Source organism: Breznakia blatticola, from assembly GCF_004365815.1.
Classification (GTDB): Bacteria; Bacillota_I; Bacilli_A; order Erysipelotrichales; family Erysipelotrichaceae; genus Breznakia; species Breznakia blatticola.
The window spans coordinates 1-21513 of the sequence record NZ_SODD01000041.1 but is presented as its reverse complement, the minus strand read 5'-3'; the positions used below and the strand labels follow the sequence as shown (position 1 = coordinate 21513).

At 29.6% G+C, this 21513-nt stretch carries 20 protein-coding genes; 1 reads left to right on the top strand and 19 read right to left on the bottom strand.

Features of this window, described 5'->3' with window-relative positions; all coding sequences use genetic code 11:
* Positions 1-168: 168 nt before the first annotated feature.
* From EDD63_RS09490 to galE, 18 genes are all read right to left on the bottom strand, one after another.
* A complete protein-coding gene (locus EDD63_RS09490) occupies positions 169-1056 on the bottom strand; it encodes a beta-1,6-N-acetylglucosaminyltransferase (RefSeq protein ID WP_134170824.1) in 888 nt (295 codons plus the stop codon).
* 2 nt (positions 1057-1058) lie between these two features.
* Positions 1059-2927 (bottom strand): hypothetical protein, encoded by a 1869-nt coding sequence (locus EDD63_RS09485; protein WP_134170822.1) that lies wholly within the window; start codon positions 2925-2927, stop codon positions 1059-1061.
* Entirely contained in the window at positions 2927-3862 is a 936-nt protein-coding gene (locus EDD63_RS09480) for a glycosyltransferase family 2 protein (RefSeq protein WP_134170820.1), read from the bottom strand. Before EDD63_RS09480 ends, EDD63_RS09485 begins: the two co-directional genes overlap by 1 nt.
* Positions 3855-4928 carry a glycosyltransferase gene (locus tag EDD63_RS09475; protein WP_134170818.1) on the bottom strand — a complete coding sequence of 358 codons (1074 nt, stop codon included), beginning with the start codon at positions 4926-4928 and terminating at the stop codon, positions 3855-3857. The genes EDD63_RS09480 and EDD63_RS09475 overlap by 8 nt, the downstream gene beginning before the upstream one ends.
* A complete protein-coding gene (locus EDD63_RS09470) occupies positions 4928-5698 on the bottom strand; it encodes a glycosyltransferase family A protein (RefSeq protein ID WP_134170816.1) in 771 nt (256 codons plus the stop codon). The genes EDD63_RS09475 and EDD63_RS09470 overlap by 1 nt, the downstream gene beginning before the upstream one ends.
* Before the next feature lie 8 nt (positions 5699-5706).
* Positions 5707-6708, bottom strand: a complete 1002-nt coding sequence (locus tag EDD63_RS09465; RefSeq protein ID WP_134170814.1) for a glycosyltransferase family 2 protein — start codon at positions 6706-6708, stop codon at positions 5707-5709.
* Positions 6701-7534, bottom strand: a complete 834-nt coding sequence (locus EDD63_RS09460; RefSeq protein WP_134170812.1) for a glycosyltransferase family 2 protein — start codon at positions 7532-7534, stop codon at positions 6701-6703. The genes EDD63_RS09465 and EDD63_RS09460 overlap by 8 nt, the downstream gene beginning before the upstream one ends.
* Before the next feature lies 1 nt (position 7535).
* Positions 7536-9740: a hypothetical protein gene (locus tag EDD63_RS09455; protein WP_134170810.1), complete on the bottom strand. Its 2205-nt coding sequence runs from the start codon at positions 9738-9740 to the stop codon at positions 7536-7538.
* Positions 9740-10102: a DUF2304 domain-containing protein gene (locus EDD63_RS09450; RefSeq protein ID WP_134170808.1), complete on the bottom strand. Its 363-nt coding sequence runs from the start codon at positions 10100-10102 to the stop codon at positions 9740-9742. The genes EDD63_RS09455 and EDD63_RS09450 overlap by 1 nt, the downstream gene beginning before the upstream one ends.
* A 10-nt stretch (positions 10103-10112) precedes the next feature.
* Positions 10113-10802: a glycosyltransferase family 2 protein gene (locus tag EDD63_RS09445; RefSeq protein WP_134170806.1), complete on the bottom strand. Its 690-nt coding sequence runs from the start codon at positions 10800-10802 to the stop codon at positions 10113-10115.
* A 54-nt stretch (positions 10803-10856) separates the two neighbouring features.
* On the bottom strand, positions 10857-12368 hold the full coding sequence (locus EDD63_RS09440) for a lipopolysaccharide biosynthesis protein (RefSeq protein ID WP_134170804.1): 1512 nt from the start codon (positions 12366-12368) through the stop codon (positions 10857-10859).
* A gap of 14 nt (positions 12369-12382) precedes the next feature.
* Positions 12383-13552, bottom strand: coding sequence for a CDP-glycerol glycerophosphotransferase family protein (locus tag EDD63_RS09435; RefSeq protein WP_166667608.1), 1170 nt, complete (start codon positions 13550-13552; stop codon positions 12383-12385).
* An 11-nt stretch (positions 13553-13563) separates the two neighbouring features.
* Positions 13564-14037 carry a PssE/Cps14G family polysaccharide biosynthesis glycosyltransferase gene (pssE, locus tag EDD63_RS09430; protein WP_134170800.1) on the bottom strand — a complete coding sequence of 158 codons (474 nt, stop codon included), beginning with the start codon at positions 14035-14037 and terminating at the stop codon, positions 13564-13566.
* The gene (pssD, locus tag EDD63_RS09425; protein WP_134170798.1) at positions 14037-14507 is read right to left on the bottom strand and encodes a PssD/Cps14F family polysaccharide biosynthesis glycosyltransferase; all 471 of its coding nucleotides are present in this window, start codon (positions 14505-14507) and stop codon (positions 14037-14039) included. Before pssD ends, pssE begins: the two co-directional genes overlap by 1 nt.
* A 205-nt stretch (positions 14508-14712) precedes the next feature.
* The gene (locus EDD63_RS09420) at positions 14713-15225 is read right to left on the bottom strand and encodes a transposase (protein ID WP_134170796.1); all 513 of its coding nucleotides are present in this window, start codon (positions 15223-15225) and stop codon (positions 14713-14715) included.
* A 123-nt stretch (positions 15226-15348) separates the two neighbouring features.
* Complete coding sequence (locus EDD63_RS09415; protein WP_134170794.1) at positions 15349-15648, bottom strand: hypothetical protein; 300 nt, start codon at positions 15646-15648, stop codon at positions 15349-15351.
* 131 nt (positions 15649-15779) lie between these two features.
* Positions 15780-16172 (bottom strand): transposase, encoded by a 393-nt coding sequence (locus tag EDD63_RS09410; protein ID WP_134170792.1) that lies wholly within the window; start codon positions 16170-16172, stop codon positions 15780-15782.
* Between the two features lie 197 nt (positions 16173-16369).
* The gene (gene galE / locus EDD63_RS09405) at positions 16370-17377 is read right to left on the bottom strand and encodes a UDP-glucose 4-epimerase GalE (protein ID WP_134170790.1); all 1008 of its coding nucleotides are present in this window, start codon (positions 17375-17377) and stop codon (positions 16370-16372) included.
* A gap of 265 nt (positions 17378-17642) precedes the next feature.
* Between galE and EDD63_RS09400 the strand changes: the two genes are divergently transcribed.
* On the top strand, positions 17643-19787 hold the full coding sequence (locus EDD63_RS09400) for an NUDIX hydrolase (RefSeq protein ID WP_134170788.1): 2145 nt from the start codon (positions 17643-17645) through the stop codon (positions 19785-19787).
* Between the two features lie 200 nt (positions 19788-19987).
* Here EDD63_RS09400 and EDD63_RS09395 read toward each other — a convergent pair whose 3' ends face one another.
* The gene (locus tag EDD63_RS09395) at positions 19988-21331 is read right to left on the bottom strand and encodes an LCP family glycopolymer transferase (RefSeq protein WP_243833761.1); all 1344 of its coding nucleotides are present in this window, start codon (positions 21329-21331) and stop codon (positions 19988-19990) included.
* Positions 21332-21513: the final 182 nt, after the last annotated feature.

Genomic DNA, 21513 nt, shown 5'->3' with positions numbered 1-21513 from the left:
TTACCATCACAAGAAATGCTTTAAAGACACATAAATTATTCAGTACTTATCAGTGATTTATCGAGACTTGGTATGCACTGGTTGAATTAAGCCTTTTTTAATTCTCATATTCCCTCCTTAACTTGATAATGATAACATTATACATATTCAAAAAAAAGTATAATGCTGTTATTTTTTTATATTATCATAGATTTTATTAATAATATTAAAATCTATATTTTCATCAAATTTTCTAGCAAATAAACACTGACTATTAATTAGCAAATCATAATCCTCTGTTCGAAAAATATATGGATTTCCTCTATTCCAATCTATATATCTTCCATGCGATTTGCCATTAAAGTCTTCATCAAAAGTTACGTCAACATTTCCAAATGTCAACAATATAGTCTGAATGAATAATTCATCTGCACACAATGTATGTTTGAAATTTTCTTCAACAAAGCACTGTTTTTCGATAACTAGCTTATAATCATCCTTATATAAGCTAAACCAGTTTGCACCAAAACCGATTGATATATTTTTCTTTTTTGTACGATCAACACCGAAAATAGTCTGTAGCGGCATAAATATGTGTTGAAATAAATTAGCACAAAATTTGGGTAACACTTTATTTGACTTGACATATTTTTGAAAGAACTTATAACGCTTTAGTCTATAGTAAGCACTAGTTTTCTCTGCATATGACCTTGATACAAATTGAATTAAGCTTTTGCCACTCAATTGATTAAAAAAACTGTGTATCTCATCTTGTGTTTTTATTGGCAAATCAGTTCCTGAGAGAAGATGATAATATTCATAATCTCCGTTCGCAGCGCGAAGTAGATTATACTCACACTGTATTTGTGAATAATCTCCCCAATATACAGGAATTCTATCAATGAATTGTACTTTTGACCTTTTTGCAATACCGGCATATTCAGAGGAGTCAAAACACTCAATTTTTGCATCAATATGAATAAAGATATCGTTTCTTTCATCATCTAAAATAGAAATTAATCTTTTTAATATAGAGAAATTGTTATGTGCCATGATTAAGTATGCATGTCTTCTCATTTTTACCTCACTTTATAAACTATATAGGAATCATTCTCATATATTATATCTGATATTAAAGTAACTCTCTCCTTAATTATTGAATTGTTTCTTGTAATCAATAAAGAAACTCCAGAATTATGAATTGCGTTTTTACTATCAATAAATTTTTCAGTTGGTAACTCTTCTTCTGAATGCAGAAACTGATCAATCACTTCAATACCTTGATCAGTTTCTGCGTATCGTGAAACCCGAGCCTTCACTTTTTGATTAAACATTCGTGGTTGTATATAATCACTCCATATCAACGTGTCGCAGTCAAATTTTTCTATTGCTAGAAAAGAACCAACAGCTAACTCATCATCATCTTCTCTTAAAATATAATTATAACTATTTGAGAATTCGACATTGAAATTTACTCCTTGAAGAAAAACAAGTAAATAGTAACACATTAACGAAGATATAAATATACTGTATACAATTTGTGCATTTTTATTTTTAAAGTAATGCACATAAATATATTTAAAAATAAAAGCAATGACTAATGGATTTTTTGTTATGTAAAACAATCTATAATAGACTTGATCACTTGTAAAGTAATTTGAAATAAATGGACAAACTAGCGGATTAAAAAAAGTAATCACATATACTACAAACATTAATAAAAGTGGTTCTATAGTTCTTTTCTTCTTCATTATTTCATACATAATAAAAATGGAAATACTAATATTAAATAGCAAATATATATAACCTAACCGATACAATGACCATGTATATTTCATACCAAGAATAGGAGTAATTAAAACTATTAGTATTGGAATTGCTATTACAAAATACATTCCATATTTATTAAAAAATAGATCAATTTTAGTCGACAAAAACTTGCTTGCAATATAGAAAAAAAGAACCACTAAAAGAATAAGATATGGTTTTTCCACAAATAATGAAAGATATATCAATGATGGAATAAGCATTATATAATAATCTATAAAACGTACATTTCTCCTGAATATGCTGCATGTAAAAAAGGAATACATTAAAAATGCAGTTAAGAATAACGCTGATGAGAACAGTGATATTATTGCTCCATTTATTATTGCAATAATTATTGCCTTTCTTTGTGTTGGAACTTTTACATAATCATTTATTGAAAACACCATTAAAGGAAAAAATGTAGTGAATGATGCAAAAGAACCCCAATAAATGTGTGACCATTCTAAGAAACCAACCAAGTAAATTGATAGTAATTGGATAATAATATTAATAGAACGTTTTTTTATCTTCAATATATTCGGTATTTCGGACAATACAATTGAAGAAAAAAGAATCATTAACAAAGAGAAAGTGGAACGGAATGAAACAAAAATTGCATTTACAGAAGTATCAAATAAACTTTGAATCTTATATATACATGTTGCCAATAGATAGTATCCTTGATAACTCCATATACTCCCAATATCTAAATTCCACCCAGTTCTTGGATCTATTGAATTTATTCTTGATGCATCAACGTTGTCCATGATTAATGGCATATAAAACCAATCATCACCAGCTTCATTTATTGGCAAAATTTTCACAAAAAAGAATACTAAGAAAAACAAGAAGTAAAATTCCCATCTTTTAAAGATTTTAAAGTCATCTTTCGAAAAAAATCGTACACCAATAACAAATGAAACAATAAAGACTATCATCGTCCAAATGTAAACAAAGTTAATAGATACCTGAAAATACTGCATAGGATAATATCCCAATTGTAGTGTGGAAATGAACAGGCAAAACCCTAATAACGAACGGAACGGATATATCTTACTTTCCTTTTTTAGAATTAATTTACCTAATCCATTAGAGATAAAGAACATTAACAATGCATAAATAATAAAAAATAGTTCCATTATTTTTTCCTCCGAAAAACTAGCATAACGATTAAAAACAGATGTTTTCTTAATAAGAATAAGTATATCCTTTTCATAAATCTAGTATCTTTTACATATTTATTTCGATACCACCTTGGGTATTTTATGCTAACTTCATTTAAGTACTCATATACTTCTTGTTTAGCTTTGATTCCTTTTGCTTTTATAAGTTTAATACATAAATCCACAAGAATTCCATTAACGAATAGATACTCAATTTCTTGACTATAACCATTTCTTACAAAACTAGGTTCCATCATCATTGTGGCGTAATAAATATCATATATTTTGTCACTTAAAGTATTCGTTGTAGAATTTTCAACACAATTATAATAATAACCAGCTTTCTCAATTTTCACAATCTTGTTCGCATTCAAAATTGATTCAGACATGGCTACCATATCTTCAAAAAAAATATTCTCAGGATAATTAATGAAAACACTTCTTTTAATTGCTTTATTAACAGAATGAAATTCCATTAACAATACTTCCTGAAATTGACCTTTTAGATATATTTTATATTTTCCTTTTGAAACATATTTTTTTTTATCTTGAGTGACACGATAAAAATCCGAAATACATATATCTGAGTTAGTTTCTTTCAATGCTGTCATATGCATTTCTATAAAATCATCACTCACATAATCATCTGCATCTACAAACATTAGATAAGTACTATTTGAGTTATTCACAGCTAAATTTCGTGCATGTCCTGGTCCATTGTTTTCACTCAAAATCACACGTATCATGCCATTATATTTCATTAATATTTGTGCACTATTATCTGTTGATCCGTCATCAACGCAAATTATTTCATATGAATATTGTGTTTTTTGATTTAATAATGAATCAACACATCTAGCAATGTATAATTCAGCATTGTAAACCGGAATAATTACAGATACATCATTCATAGTTGGTCTCCTCAGTACACAATTGATCAAATTTCTCAATTATCGAATTATTATACGTAGACAAATCATCATAGCGTTTTATTGCATTTTTAGACGCATTAAGTAAGGAATTAATTAAATCCACTTGTCCAGAGATGTTATCGACGTATTGTTCTAAATGCTTTGGAATAAAAACATCAAGACCAAGACTTTTTGCTTCTAACAATACCATTCCTTGACCTTCATATCTTGATGTTAATATAAATCCATCCATATTATTCATTAAACTAAATGGATTTTTCAAATATCCAGTAAATGTAACAAAATTATTAAGTTTTAATTTTTGTACTTCTTCAATCAATTTTTTCTTATCGTCACCATCTCCGACAATATATAAGTGTATATCCTTTCTTTTCTCAACAACTTTTCCAAACAGTTCAACTAAAATATCTAGTCCTTTTTGATGTGATATCCGCCCAACTGTGATTAAATTGTATTTATTATTATCAACTTCTATTGAATTAACTTGATTCTTATATTGAAAAATTTCATCTGTATTAATTATATTAGGTAATACGTGTACTTTTTTTTCCTCAATTCCTGTTACTTCCACAAAGCTTTTTTTTGCTCCCTTGGAAACAATACAGATATTATCAAAAAAGTAAAACTTCGATTTCATCATCAGCCATAAATATCGATATCTTGCCTCATTCTTTTGTTTAATTTTTACATCATTATGACACCAAATAATATGCCTATTCGCATTACAAAGCAATGCAAATGCAGCACATTCATTTTGATATGAATTAAAATCAATCGCAACATCATAGATTGTGTCATTTAATTTATGCGCAAATCGTTTCGCTATTCTAAAAGGCAAAATTTTCATCCAACTTGGAAAGGAATGTATATAATTAACTGTAACAAATTTTGGTAAACTAGTTTCATAAAAATCTTCTTTCGAAAACAAAAACAAATCAATATCATATTTCTTTTCATCAATAGCATTTAATAAATTAATCAATGATTTTTGAATTCCACCAACTCCGAGATCATACTGGAATATTGCTACCTTACATTTGCTCATTATCTACTCCTATATTCATGCACACCATTCATATAATTTCTGTAAAACTCCTTTATTTTCATTGTTTTTTTATACTCTTTATGCTTTACCAATATAAAATACAATAGAAATAAAACATGTTTCTTACCTAATAAAGCAGTTGAAAGTGCACCTTTTGACTTTACTAAATCAGCACTCCATAGTTCTCCAGTTGTATCCTCGTGTGGATGAGAACACAATGTAATTGGAACATGAATAATAGTTACACCTTTTTTTCGACAATCATTCAGAAAAAGATTTTCTTCACCACTTTTAAAACTTGCTCCTAAACCAAAGCTCTCATTAAAATGAATATCTAAATTTCTTATTACTGATGGTTTTATACTTATTTGACAGGATGCTACACTCATTAACGACCAAAAAGTATGTGTAAACTCTTTGTCCCAGCCTTTTGTATCATCTCCTATTTTTAGATTGAATGTAATAATACCAGCCTCAGGATGCTTTTCATATGCGTTACATAAAATCGTTTTATATTCTGCAATAAATGTAATATCATCATCAGTAATTATCCCAACATCACCTTTTGCATTTTTAAGCAGTATGTTTCTTGATCTTGATAATCCTTTTTCGGTATAGGAAAAGAATCTACATTCATCCTCTATCACGTGAGAATCTGAGTCAGCGAGTTGATTCACAACTAACAGGGGAGTCGAAATATTTTTCTCCTTTAGCTTCAATTCATTTATAGATGAACGTTTCATTGTCGACATGAGTACTTCAATATTCATAAATTCTCCTATTTATCTAATTTCTTTAACACTTTTTGTAATGTTTTATTTACTAGAAATGGTTTTAAAATTACGCTGCTTACTTTATACATGAATAAGTTTGTTAAAAGAAAACTTGCTCCTTTAAAAGGAATACTTTTTTTATAGTAAACGTTATTTTTATAATTACTTGTCTTCAAGAAATTCGTCAACTGCATATATGCAATTTTTCTGTCGTTCTTATTTAGTAATATTGAGCGCATCAAACGAAACAACAAATGTTGTGTTTGAATATATACTTTTTGTTCATCATAGCGCTTTCTGAACTCATTATCGAAGATTAAATCCATCACTTTGAAAGTTTCAAGAATCCCTAAAGAATTCTTTAGTGTAACTTCGTATGATAATCCGTTTTCAGTTACTAAGTACTGATATATTTCTTTGTCTAAATATGATATTTTAGTTGAATTAGCAACACAACATAAAGATATAAGCATATCTTCACCAATTGAAGAAAAAGCAAAATATTCTTTTTTAAGCATATTTCTCTTAATCAATTTATTCCAAAGTGGCATCTTTACAAAAAATGTCTTTTCAGGATCAAATATACTCGAAGAATCATTTATTGAATAATTAATTCCTTTACATCGTTTAGTAATTTCTCCTGTTTCGTCAATTTCAACATAATCTGCAATAACTATATCACTATGATTTTCAATTGCATTTCTATACAAGTTTTCTATTGTATGTGGATAAATTCGGTCATCGCTATCAAAAAAGTATACATATTCACCAATCGCAGATTCAAATCCTTTCAATCTTGCATAGTTTGGACCTTGCTTACTTTCAAAAAGAATTCTAAAACGCGAATCATCTTTGATTAACTCTTTTAAACGTTTTTCTGTATTATCTTTAGAATTATTGTTAACTAAAATAGCCTCAAAATCTTTGTGTGTTTGATTTTTGATATTATTAACTAATTGTTCAACATAACGTTCTGCATTATACACAGGTACAATAATACTAATCATATTTATCCTTCTTATTAATTACTTTATTAACTCCGTCATCATTTGACATTCTGATTTGATTAATATTGTATTTATGCATAAATACTTGGACAAAATCCCTACCACGGAAACTATTGTATTTTTTCATTCGCTTTGGCATATGTCTTACACTTAGTTGATTTGTTGTGTATACTTTAAATCCTTTTTTCTTGGCTTCAAAAAAGAATGGCGTATGCTCTTGAAGCTTAAGATCATTATCCCATAAGTTCTCGTTTCGTACCTTATCTGTCTTTGCTATAAAGAAATTATGCACAATATCAGTTTTTTCATATTTAGGAAATCGATGTAATTCATACTTTGTAGTAAGTATCTTCGTATTTTCATCAAAATCAATAGTTCCAATGTAATTTGTAGTCAGTTCATAACGAAGTATTTTTTGTGCGAATACAATAAGATTGTCATACCAATGATTGATAATCTTATAATTTCTGAACAAACCACCTAGTATATCGATATCATTTTTCATAAAAACGTTCAAGCACTCAACTATTTTAGTTCTATTGTCAAAAACAAAATCATCATCTAATAATAAGAAATAAGGTGTATCGACTTTTTCCAATAAAAAGTTTCTACCAAATGATAGTCCACTATCTTTCGGTAGCTCATAAACTTTTATTTGTTTATTTTTATATTTACCTTCAATCTCATCTTTGCATGACACTTCACTATCATCACCAATCAAGACAATTGCTTCAGGATAGTATTTATATATTGATTTTACTAGTTTTCGTATACAATCTGGTCGTTCAAATGTTTTTATTATCATTGTAATATTGCTTAAACTCATACTATACACTCTCCTTATTTCTTAATATTATGTAATCATCATTTTCCCAAACTATTAAAAAATCATCTTGTAAACTTTCTTTAAATACACTATTTTTTGGAGCTTTTGTAACTATATAATCAACACCATAATTTTTAACAATATTCTTTATAGAACAAACGCAATTTGGCTTTATTTGCTCTTCATTTAATTCCATCAAATTGCATTTATTTACAACTGAGTTCAAACTATACAAACCTTCACTTTCGAAATAGTCATTAATTATTGTTTTATCTGTGATAACATCTCGGTTCCCGAAGTAATTCATATATTCCTTGCTGTTCATTACAGTAACCTTGCTCTCACCTCTTCGATCTAGCAATTTCACATTGAATGCACTTTCTGTGAAAAAGTAGCGTTCCTTATAATCTTTACCATTATCTAGATTAAGTTCATATATTTTATCCTCGAGCTCTACGATTCTATTCGGAACTTTGTATAAGAAATTATAATTTGTATAACTTTTTGGCATAATATTTATTCCATATGTACATATTGAAGTAATCAAACATATCGTTAAACTATAAAATGTAAAGCGTAAAACACTTTGTAAACTAACTGAAATCTTATACTTAGTCCACACATAATCGATAAAGTAATCAAAAAAGTACTTAACTCCCAAAATAGCATAATACGTATTAAAAAACAGTACAATCCTTTGACTCAGTCCAAAAGTAAGTAAATTCACACCATTAGCAACTAGCGGATTATTAAACAATAATAAGTATACTACATATGAAACAAAGGCATATGATTTTCTTCTTTTGATAAATCCGTAAATCAACAAAAATAACATTCCTCCATACTTTGGAATAGAATGAGAGAAAGTAATCATTATTGTAGTAATTTTTAAATCGCCATCTCCTATCATATAGTTTATCGAAGACCCTAAACCTTTTTTATAGTCATACATTGAATCATTGTTCTTTACCTTCAGCGAATGAATACCCAAACAATCTTCAATTATATCTCCTGATTCATTTTCTGGAATTGATTCATTTTTACTGATAGCTGTTGATTGCATAAAGTTGTTAGAAATAAGATTTTGAATTGGTAATTTATCAGGGATTAAAAAGACAGTAAATACTATAATTCCTAAAAATAAGCTTCCATATCTAACGATAGTATCAAACGGCTTCCATAGAAATAAAAGACTAAAGCAAATCAAGATAGCAATTGCCGCAACTAGTACAAAAGGATTCTTCAGTGATTCATACACATACAAGAAACCGAGTACCAACACCGGAATTGTTAAATAGTATAAATATTTATAAGGAATTCTATCTTTTATGCATGCATTTGTAATTAACAGCACCAAAACAAAAGGCAAAATGGTAAATAATGATGTTGATGTGAATGAAATACATGCAATAATTGTAATGATTAAATATGGAAGAATGTCATAATTCTTCTTAAATAAACGAAAAGTAAATCTAAACACATATATTGAAACAACAAACGTTGTTAAGTGCAACGCATTGAATGGAGCGCGAAACATGCTCAATATCAGTGACAAATAAAACACACTTATTATATTATTTACCACTTTGTTCTTCGAAATTCGGCATACAGTGAATGCTGTATTAAAGAACAATATGAAGTTCATAAACGTAAAAGACCAAACTAGAACCAAGTATGCGTGTTTGAGTTGAAAAAGCACTCCATAAAAACTAGCTAAATAGTAGTATGACATATATTTGTAGAAATTTTGCAAATTGGACAATCCCGTATACGGATCCACTACAGATATAGCATGTGAATTTGACGCATTGTTTGTCAAACTACTATAAAATATCGAATCATAAGTTTCAATCAAACCGAAATCTAGCACAAATCCGTAAAAACCAAGTAACACAACTGAACAACTTAGTATAACTATGTCAATTTTATCGAATCGAAATAAAACTTTTTTTTGTATAGTTTTATAAATTGCAAGGATTAAAATACACAAATACAAAAGTCCCAACACAAAGAGATATTGTGTTGAGAGTTTAAAAATCATTACTGGTAATGTAATAACAAAAAAACAAGCTAAATTAGCTAAATATCCAACTCCTAAAACACTTGAAAATGGATTCTTCCATTTCATATTTAAAAGTTCACCAAACGCTTTCGATGAAAAAAATAGTATAACTGTTATTAACGTTAATTTTATTACTTCAAACATTATTCTTTTCCTTTTAATTTTTCTTTCTCAAGCTCATAAGCATATATGCTGCATTTTTGAGCAAGTTGTTTATTCTTTTCTTCTAACAAAGAAATTTTATTAACCTGTGAGAATACAATAATGTAAATGAAGAAAATAAACACAACAATTATAAAATTACTAGTTGATTGAAAACCTAATAGTGTTGCAAGACTCATTGCAAGTTTTGGGAAAATGCTCATAATAAGTAATCCCACACTCCATAGAATCCAAATGATTGAATCATTAATATTTGTTTTATGTTTTCGTATTTGTCCTAAAATGTATACAAATGTAAATAAACTAGTTGTAACGAAAACTATCTGTAAATCTGATGGTATCATATTCTTACCTCTATTTCACTTTTCTAAATGGTTGAATTAATAATATAGAAATCATAATTCTACTCATATAACTAATTGTATGAGATATATTGAAGATAGACTCTCCAAACTCTCTATCAGTCATTTCTACTTGAACTTCTTTCACCTTTCTATTTTTACGTAACATATACACAAGTGTATCTGGTTCAGGTGGGTTATTCATATCAGTGGCATAGTCTATCATAGTTGTTCTATTATATGCTCTCATTCCACTGGTAGGATCATTAATTCTCTTTCTAGTTACAAGAAATATTGCCATAGATATAAGTCGACTTCCTAACATTCGACTTGTCATTGGTTTTTTCTCTGTAACGAAGCGTGATCCAATTGCGATATCATTTCCATTTTCAATTTCTTCAACGAGAGTTTTTACATATTCTGCTGAATGTTGACCGTCTCCATCAAACTGGATTGCTACATCATATCCTGAATCAAGAGCGTATTTAAAACCTGTTTGAACTGCTCCCCACAATCCTAAGTTGATAAACCCATTAATGCAATTAAAACTATTTTTTTTAATAACATCTAAAGTATTATCTTTTGATCCATCATTAACAATTATATAATCAGCTTCAGGTGCATTTACAACAATATCATTAACAACTTTCTCAATATTTAAAGCTTCATTATATGCTGGCACAATAATTAGTGTTTTTAACATGTCTAAAACCTCCAATCCAATCAATTATAGCAAAAATATGCTTTTCATGCACAACTAATTACTTTTCTTTAAGATATTTTTTAATATATTGTAAATCTCCTTCATAGTTTTTTGATCGAAGATAATATAAATAATAAAAAACACAACACTGGTTGCAAACGTGGCAATGAATCCATAAATAACCCACTCAACATATCCAGTCATTCTTAAGGGTACAATTACTTGCAAAAGTAGAACCATACAAATACTAGCGGCAAATCCAACCACAATTCTTCGAATACTCACTAAATTTGATTGTTTGATAATATGCTTATTTGTGTATAAAATAAAATCAATTGTCCGATACGAATATGAAGCTAAACATCCTAAAAGCACACCATAAATACCAAACATGTAAGTAAACACAATTTGTCCTACTAGATTAATTATCATTTCAACAACCGAACGATTTCTCGTACGCTTAAAGTGCCCAGCAGCATCCACCAAAGTTCGAGCTGGAACACGCAAATTATTCGCAATACCTACAAATACAAACAAAGATCCAAGTAAAGGTAAAAAGTATTCTACATTTACTGATAAATTATTCGTATAAATACTTATAAACGGCATAATCATCACATAAGCAACAGTAAATACAATAAAAATTGCAAAGAAAAATAAGCATTCATATACATTAAATGCAGCCTTCAACACATCGTTTTTCCCTTTTACTATCACTTCCCCAAATGAAGAGTAAATTGCAGTTGCTACAATTTGACATATTGTATTAATGCCTCCAAAAACAAGCGCATAAACTGAGTACACACTTGCTTCTTCCAAACCACACATCAAACTTAAAATAATAGTAGAACTACTTAAAACAATTAAACCTGAAATTTGATGAACAATTGCATCATTACGTTGATCAATTAAATCCATCATAGGTCTTACATTAGGATCTAAGTATTGATAGTTAGATCGAACAAATCTCGTCAAAATTAATATCCTAAGTAAATAAATCACACTCCCACCGAGTAAAACAATTACTATATTACAGTTTAAATATATTAAAATCACTGAAACAACTACATTTGCAACATTTCCTATTGTTTGTGCTATGGCAATTATATAGTTATCTTGATTTGCATTAATTATTGATTGATATTTCCCATATACATAAAATTCAGAAATTCCAGAAATTCCAATAACTAACACAGAAAGTGCTACTGTTTTAAAGTCTATTCCTTCTACAAAAAAAGGATAACCTACCGAAAGAATTAAAACTATAATTGTGAAGAGATTTCCTGCATTTGTGAACATCTTCTTTGTCGCATTATATACACCACTTAGTGTATGGTAGTTTTGTTCGTGTAAAGGCTTATACATCGCATACGTACTACTCGCTCCAATCCCGGCACCTGTTAATTGTGCATATTGCATCATTTGTCGAATGGTTTGTACAAGTCCATTTATACTATCTCCAAACCTTCCAATTATTAATGGTGGTAAAATAAAATTAACTACAATCCCAATAAGCTGTTGTATAAAATTGAAAACAATATTTTTCAAAGCTTTTTTTGTACGCATAATTCCCTCTCTTCTTAATTTATATTTTTTTTCAAATACTTATAAAAATCTTTATTTGCATTTCCTGTTTCAAAAGTACCTATATGTTTTTTATCAAAATCATATAATCGATCTAGATATTCTTTATCATTAAAAATCAATATTGACTCTTTTAACTGTTCGTTATTCCTTGAAATTGAACAAGGCATTTCATTTAAATCAACCATAAAATCACGTGAGTATGTATCGAAATCACTTGCATAAATAAAAAGCGGTTTCTTCATAAGAATGAAATCAAATAATACTGACGAGTAATCAGTAACAAGTACATCTGCAATTAACAACAGTTCTTGTATATCTTGATAGTCTGTAATATCTCTCGACCATTTTGTTTCTGTCAACTTGTGATTTTTTAAATTGGGATGTTGCTTTACAAGTATAATGTTCTCACCAATCATTTTCTCAAACGCCTCTGATATCATTTCGTAATTCATTCCATAGTCAAAATCAAAATTTATTGATAAATCTGGATTATTTCTGAATGTTGGAGCATATAATACAACTTTCTGATTTAACGGAATCTGCAGTTTTTGCTTTATTATTTTTACTCGTGTATTGTTATCTTTAAATAACACATCATTTCTCATTGTCCCAATCTCTAATAACGGACCATTATACCAAAATTTATTTTTATATACTTCAGAATACTGGCGACTTCCCGAAATAATTAAATCAGTCATTTTTGAATCTCTTTTAGCTTCCCGAACATAAATTTCAGGTAAATCTCTCAATGCATCTACTTCAATTTTCTTCAACGCAGCACTTGCATGCCAAGTTTGAATATATACTTGCCCATGTCTCTTGCTAATGAAGTCCAAAAACGATATCCTTTGATTAGTTGAAATGAACCTTGATGTATATAAGTGATAGAAATACTTGAAAGAAATCATCTTCACCTTCTTGACACCTTCAGGAATTGAATCTCTAGTAGCATCATTTCTATACCCCCAGACAATTTCCAAATCATTTTCACCTTTTTCTAAATAGTATTCAGTGAAAGATCTCTGATTATCTGCATATTTATTTCCTCTATAACTATAAAAGAAAACTTTATTTCCTTTAATTTCACATACGCTAAACAAAATTGATATCACTTTAGAACAAAAAAAGCAAATACTCTGTATTATTATTTTTATATAAATCACAAGCAAATCTCCTAACCAATAATTGACTTCATCAACGAACAAAAATATTCGTTATTTCTTACGTATTTCCGCGGAGTGAACATTTCAATTGTTTGAACAGCATCTTCTAATTCATTTGCATCTAAACAACCAATAACGTATCCCATTTCATCAAAAACTTCACAAATTTCAGTCTGATGTTCGTTTTCATGTTCATCATATTTCTCTCTCCGTGCAACAGCAATTACTTTTTTATCTTCTATTAATCCAGCTAAAATCGACCCAACCCCAGCATGTGTAATCAAGAATGTGCACTTCACTATATATGAATGAAACTCTTCCATATCTGTATAATCAAATGTTTTAATATGTTTTAAATCTACACTTGTAGAACCAATTTGAGCGATGACCTCTTCCTTAATAACTCCTTTAATAATTAGTCGTTCAATTTCCTCAAGCAATCGAGGGAATCCTTTATCTTGAGTTCCTACTGTAACAAATATCATTAGAATATCCACCCCGCATAGATTGCATCTGGATAAAGTTCAAGCATACTTTCCCATTGCACAATAAAAGTGTCAGCAATTTTGTAAGCAAGCTTACCAGAAAGAGATTTTGTTCGTATATTAGCAAACGTTTCAATAAAGACTACTTTTTTCTTAAAAAAATGCGCTATGTATAACATTGGTATGCCTGTATGAGCCCCAGTAGATACGACTACATCTGGCTTTAATCGTATATAAAGTATTAAGCATAGAATACAATTAAATGGAAATATAAAAAAATAAGTGAATAAATTGTGTTTTGTTCCGTATTTAACAAAACTAATACGATTAGGGAATCTATCCATTAACTTTATATTTGATTTAGTTTTTTCAGTAACAATGTGATAATCGTATTCATCAAAAATAGGTTGCAATTGCAACAACTCAGATAAATGACCACCTGTGCTAGATATAAACATTACTTTTTTCATAATTCCTCTTTGATATTATATCATATTATACGTATTTCAATACGTAAAGATAAAAATGGGGTTGTAACGAAATAGATTAGTTTATGATCTATGGGGTTTATCAGCCCCCTTTTTTTGTAGCTTTGACGAAAATATTAAAAAACACCTTAAATATCAGGATTTAAGGCATTATGAAAACATCTATGTAGATTTTGATTGAAAATGTTTAGTTTAATATGTTCGGTCTATGCTTCTTATTATGATATTTTTTTAGATTATATCCAAGACAAACCAAGAGAACTTCCATTCTAACGTTTTTTAGCCCTATTCGTTGCACTCTCTCATAACCGAAGTCTTGTTCGATTACTCCGAACGCACCCTCAACTTGTATGGATCTTTGCGTTCTAAAACGAATAGCATCTTCACTATCCAATAGTGTTTTTGCATTCTTTTGAAATTCTTGTAGTACTGGATTATGTGTGATTTTTCTATTACCTTTCGCTTTGGTGCATTCCTCTTTCACAAGACATCCATCACACTCGCTTTCATAGTATTCATTAATACGATAATATTTGCTTCTTTTATCCTCCGTTTCAAATGCATAGTGGAAAAATTTTCCTTCTGGACAGATGTATTCACCACACGCATTTCTTTCGAAGTTATTTTTGTTGTAGATTTTCTTCTTAAACTTTGCTGTTTTCTCTATGCGATAGGTGTTGTATTTAATATAACTATTCAACTTGTTTTCTAAGCAGTAAAACTAATTGTCATAACTTCCATACCCTGCATCCGCAACGACATTCTTTAAATCGTTAATTCCACGATATTTCTTGTATTCTTCTAAAAATGGAATGAATGTTTTTTAATCAGAACGATCTTGATGAACCGTTGCATGCATAATATATTCATCTGACACTCCAATTTGTATATTATATGCTGGATGAAACACACCAGTTTTCATATAATAATCTTCCTTAAAATGCATCGTTGTTGCATCGTTATCCGTCTTGCCATAACTATTGTGATCCCCGCAAATTCTTATACGCTCAAGATAACTTTCTAGAGTTATATAGTATTTATCTAATGTATCATAGATGCGTTGAATAGGTGTTTTTCTCTTTCCCTTGCCATAGACGTGTGTGATACCATCCTTTTCAGACAATGAAATTTATTGACTTCTAATTTCATCAACATCTTCCAATGTCCAAACATCCTTCTCCTGTATCATAGGTAAGTACTCCTGTATTTTATGTACATCTTCATTCAACTTCGCAAATATTTTATCTCTAGTTTTTATAGCAGTTTTTTCCACACAAAACTAAGTTTTCTAGCATTTGCTTGTAGTTTTGTTCCATCGATGTATATAGTCGATGTATCTACTTCATCAAGTTCAATAATACGATTTAATACATCATGATAAATATTCTTGATATTATATCTTAACTTTTCATCGATAAAGCGTTTAATTGCCATATGTGATGGTTGTTCTTCCTGGGCTAACCACATAAAGCGTATGTCCGTTCGTATAGCTTTTTCAATTTTGCGTAAAGAATAGATTTGATTCATATAAGTAAATAGGACAACTTTTATCATCGTGAAGGGATTATATTCTTGTCTACCTTTGTGTTGTTTCACAAGGTACTTTGCTAGATTGATTCCTTCCATCACTTCATTGAAGCTTATCACTAGATTTATCAATTTTAATTGATAAATCTAGTGGTATACTTTTCTTGCTGAGGAAGGGTATATTTGTGAGTCTCATTTGTTTGTGTATTCATAAACATATTTTACCAAAAAATGGAGCTATCCACTATATGTGGTCAGCTCCATTTTTTATTTAGTGACTGTATTCGTTACAGCCTCATTTTTTCCCATTTTTATGTCTACTTATTTCTGTTTTGAATAAACATCCATGAATCTTTCATCATGTCATTAATATCTTTTTCTGCAACCCATCCAAGTACTTCTCTAGCCTTATCTGTTGCCGCATAACATGTAGCAATATCACCAGCTCTACGTGGATCAATAACATATGGTACTTCAACACCGTTACTTTCTTCAAATGCTTTAACTAATTGTAATACACTATAACCGTTTCCAGTTCCTAAGTTGATTGCATCAACACCAACTTTATCTTTTGATAATTTATCCATGGCTTTTACATGACCTTTAGCTAAGTCAACCACATGAATATAGTCACGTACTCCTGTTCCATCAGGTGTATCATAGTCATCACCAAAAACGTGAAGTTCAGGTAATTCTTTATTAGCCACCATAGCGATGTAAGGCATGATGTTATTTGGAATACCAACAGGGTTTTCACCAATCAATCCGCTATTGTGTGCACCAATTGGATTAAAGTATCTTAATAAGATAACATTCCACTCATTATCAGAAATATAAATATCTCTAAGAATTTGTTCTATCATAACTTTTGTAGTCCCGTATGGGTTTGTAGTAGCCCCTACAGCACATTTTTCATCAATAGGCACTCTTTCTGGATCACCATAAACCGTTGCACTAGAACTGAATACAAAGTTCTTACAACCATGATTACGCATAACATCACAAAGGGTAAGTGTACTGACCAAGTTGTTTTGATAGTATTCAATTGGTTTTTGCACAGATTCTCCAACTGCTTTGTACGCTGCAAAGTGAATCACTGCATCAATGTCATTTTCTGCGAAGATTTTATCAACCGCTTGTTTATCACAAACATCCGCTTCATAGAAAACAATGTCTTTTCCTGTAATTTCTTTAATATAGTCTTTTACTTCAATTTTTGAGTTATATAAGTTATCAATAACCACTACATCGTATCCATTATTCAATAATTCAACACATGTATGACTTCCGATAAACCCTAACCCACCTGTAACTAAAATTTTCATATAATATCACATGAAATCAATCGTATCATTTCATGCCACTCCTTTCAGTATCTAGACTCCTAAATTATAACTTATGTTCTATATTTATCAAGATTTATCTGAATAATAATATCTATACAATCACAGGGTAAAATACTATGTTTTTAGACAAGGTAGAAATAAGATTCAAGAGATTTATTATATCACTAACATAAAACATCAACTTATACCTTTGCATTTTGGTAATTTTCTATATAGAATGTATGATGAAAAAAGGAGATATACCATGAATAAATCTAGTAAAAATATTTATCTATTTGAGTTAGACTCAGTTAGAAACTCCTCAGCTAAAGAAATTATACTAGCTCATGAAAAAATGTATGAAGAAATCGTTAATAAAGGACACTGTATTGTATTAAGTCTAAACCAGTTAACTGACTCACAATCTTTTTTAAGTTTGCTCCATGATGAAGCAAGTTATAAGCATGTTTTCCAGTTATTTCAGTTAGGTGTTCTCAAAGTAGCAAATTATAATTATTCTTCACCTTCAGAATACATCCAAGAAGTCGTAAATAGAAATATTGAACATTTAGAAAAAGGTGATCAATGTAGTATTTTCCCCTTTATATTTTCTGGAATACCAGTTTCTCCAAACGATATAAATGAACTTAGAAAAATCAAGAAAGCACTAACTTATAATAGCTTTGAGGAATTGGAAGACGAACTTAAACGCGAACGCACATCTCGCGGAAACCCAAAAATAAAAACTCCTCGTGAACGCAAATTGGAGTACATAATAAACTACCTAAAAATGATAATATCTATTAGTTTAAATTTAAATACATATGTACCAAATTCAAATAAACTAACTACTTTCTCAGAACTTTTGTTCTACGTTGAACACCTTGTGCTTTCAAACCAAATTAAAACTAACTATCCTGAAGAAGTGTCAGATGCAATAGTACTTTTAAAGAAGGCAAGATCAAAAATACCTCAAAACCACATAAATAATCGATCAAGCTGGATTAGTCTTTTAAATACTGACCAAACTGGAACAAGTAAAATTATGGCGAAATCTATCATAGATATGGTATACAATTATACTGTACAAGAAAATATAGGAAATCTATTGAAACCATATCAATCAATAAAAGATATTACTTTTATTAATGATTTTAGCAATAAATTAGACGACTACTATAATAATCATGTAGAGTTAGGAGATAAATTCAATTGTAATGAAATCGATTGGCATTATTTAAACTATTCGATACCTGCTACGACAAAACGTTTGTTTAAAAAAAATAAACCAAATATCAATACTATTCATTGGGATACTGCATATCGAATCAGAAAGAATGTAAACAAAATATATGATTGGGAAAATCCTATTTCAAAACTCATATCAAACTTCTCTTGGCTTTTACAAGTATTAATTCAATTCATTTTTTTTATACTTCTCTCTATATTAACTTTCATATTGGTAGTAGAATTTGAGATTATCGCCGACGAATTAGCCAATTCATTTCAATTTCTAGGAAACCTGATCCTTACTGAAAGTGCTTTTTGGTCATCATTCTTTACTATATTAATTTCTGCATTTTTCTTATGGATTATTCAGTCTTTTACAAAAATACCCGATGTGATCGAAAGTATAAGAAACATTGTTGAAATAGTAGTTGATTTCGTTAGATTTCATATAAGGAAAATTAACATTCGATTCAAACAAGATCAAACAAAGAATAACAAATCATTATTTAGATCTAATGATTATTCAAAATCTAAAGAATGGATGGAGTACGAGGTGCTAGTTGCCCAAAATCCAGAATTATTCAAAAATATTGGAATTTTTAATATCGAGCGTGACTACAAGAAAATAGTAACTTTTGAGACTGAAAATAATCTAAAAATTGGTGTTATTTATCATAGTCCATTTCATACACTTGTAGTTGATATGGTTTATGATGAAAATGGTAGACCTTTTGCTTATGAGAGAATGCTTTCATTATCAAATCCAGGAAGTGTAGCTATAGTTGAATTTGAAAACCGTCTAATCATACTCAAACAATTTAGACATAGTATCAGAGACTATCAGTACGCATTTGTTCGCGGTTTTAACGAAAGTGGTTTATCAAATATTGATAATTTAACCAAAGAAGTATACGAAGAACTTGGAATATGTATCACTCAAGAATCCATTTTAAATCTTGGTTTAATATACCCAGATACCGGCGTGACAAATAACGCAGCGAATGTTTTTTATTGTAAAACGAATACTTTTCCAAAAAAATTAGAGAAACATGAAGGAATAATTGATTTTGAAATACTATCTATTTCAGAATTCGAAAAACTAATTCATTCAGATGTTCTTGTTGATGGTTTCACCCTTGCCGCATATGCAAAATTAAAAGCACTAAAGAATAATAAATAATAACAGTAATCATTCTTTTTGTTACAAGAATATTAAGCAACTACAATAATTTATTATTCATCTATGTCAAAAAAAGATAAAAGGATAGTTTTGTATCATTTTCACTACTACATGAACTTGATATTCATCTATCCTTTTGCTTTATAAAATTAAGCATAATTAATCATTACTTAATATCAATTATAATGAATGAGTATTTTCTATAATTGACTTTCGTCAATGATTTCCCCATTCAACACTTTTTGTATTAGTTCTTTTGCGTATTCGACTGTGTCCATATTTGGTCGCATTACATACGAATTGAATCCATTTGCCGGACTCCAGTTTGTTTCCCCTGATCCGCTAACACTTACTTGGTTGATTTTCCAACCTTTCATATCATTCAATTGCATTTGTACAAGTGAAGATAGTTCATCACTTGTCATATTAAGTTGAAATGAATTTGATAGTGAATTCATTAATCCAACATATCCAGTTAATATAGATGGTGATGTTGCTTTATCTATAATTCCCGAAATTACTCGAGCTTGGTTTTTCACACGATCGTTATCTCCACCACTAAGTGAATACCTTTCACGTACAAAAGCCAACGCTTCATTTCCATTAATATGATTTTCCCCTGCAACAAACGAATATTCACCACCACTAAAAGCAACTGGCGAATTAACTGTGATACCACCTAAAGCATCAACAATATCAACTAAACTTGAAAAATTGACACGACCATAATAGTTAATGTCCATACCAAAGAAATTTTCTAGTGTACTCACACTACAATCTATACCAAAGATTCCAGTGTGTGTAAGTTTATCCAAAGCATCCCCTTGACAAGTTTGTGCCACATAATAGTCACGTGGGATACTTACAATCAATATTTGATGTGTATTTGGATTAACTGCTAATAGCATATTTACATCTGTACGTGACACCGTTTGCACTGATCCGTATGTATCAATACCTGACACATACATTACAAATGGATCTTTTGTCACATCTACTGGTTTAGCAATATTAACTGCTTCTTCTGTATACTTAAATGTTTTAATCACTCTAGTTTCTTCGTTGAATTTAGGATGCTTTTCATCAAACAAACCTCGACTACCTTCATTTAGTAAGATAGCTTCAACTTCTTTGTTGTATAGAGCATCAGCAAAATCATTTACACTTTCGTAATTTTTCATTTCAAGAGTGTCACTATATGTTTGTGATAACTCTTCTTGTACTTTATCAACATTTGTATCAGGCAAGTTAGTTGCTCGACCAAATGGTTGTCCATCTAAATCTTCTATTGTTTTATACCTTGAATCTTTTAATACAACAATTGAAATACCAATTTCTTTATCATCATCACTTGCTATACTGCCTAGTGCACTATATGTTGAATACAAATATACATTTCCAACAACCATACTTATTGCAAGTACAACTGTAAGAAACACACCGAACGCTCGATTAAATTTATTAATTCTTTTGCTGAATAATAAGAACCAAAATGCTAGTCCTAACAAAAGTAGTATAACAGCAACTACAGCTATATATTTCAAAGGGATTAGCTTTGAAATGAATGTTTGAGCAACAAAAGCTGTAGCAGCCAAAACGTAAATTAGTAGTAAGTAGAATTTATAATCCTTAAGGCTTAATTCAACCAGTGCATACCAAGTCTCGATAAATCACTGATAAGTACTGAATAATTTATGTGTCTTTAAAGCATTTCTTGTGATGGTAA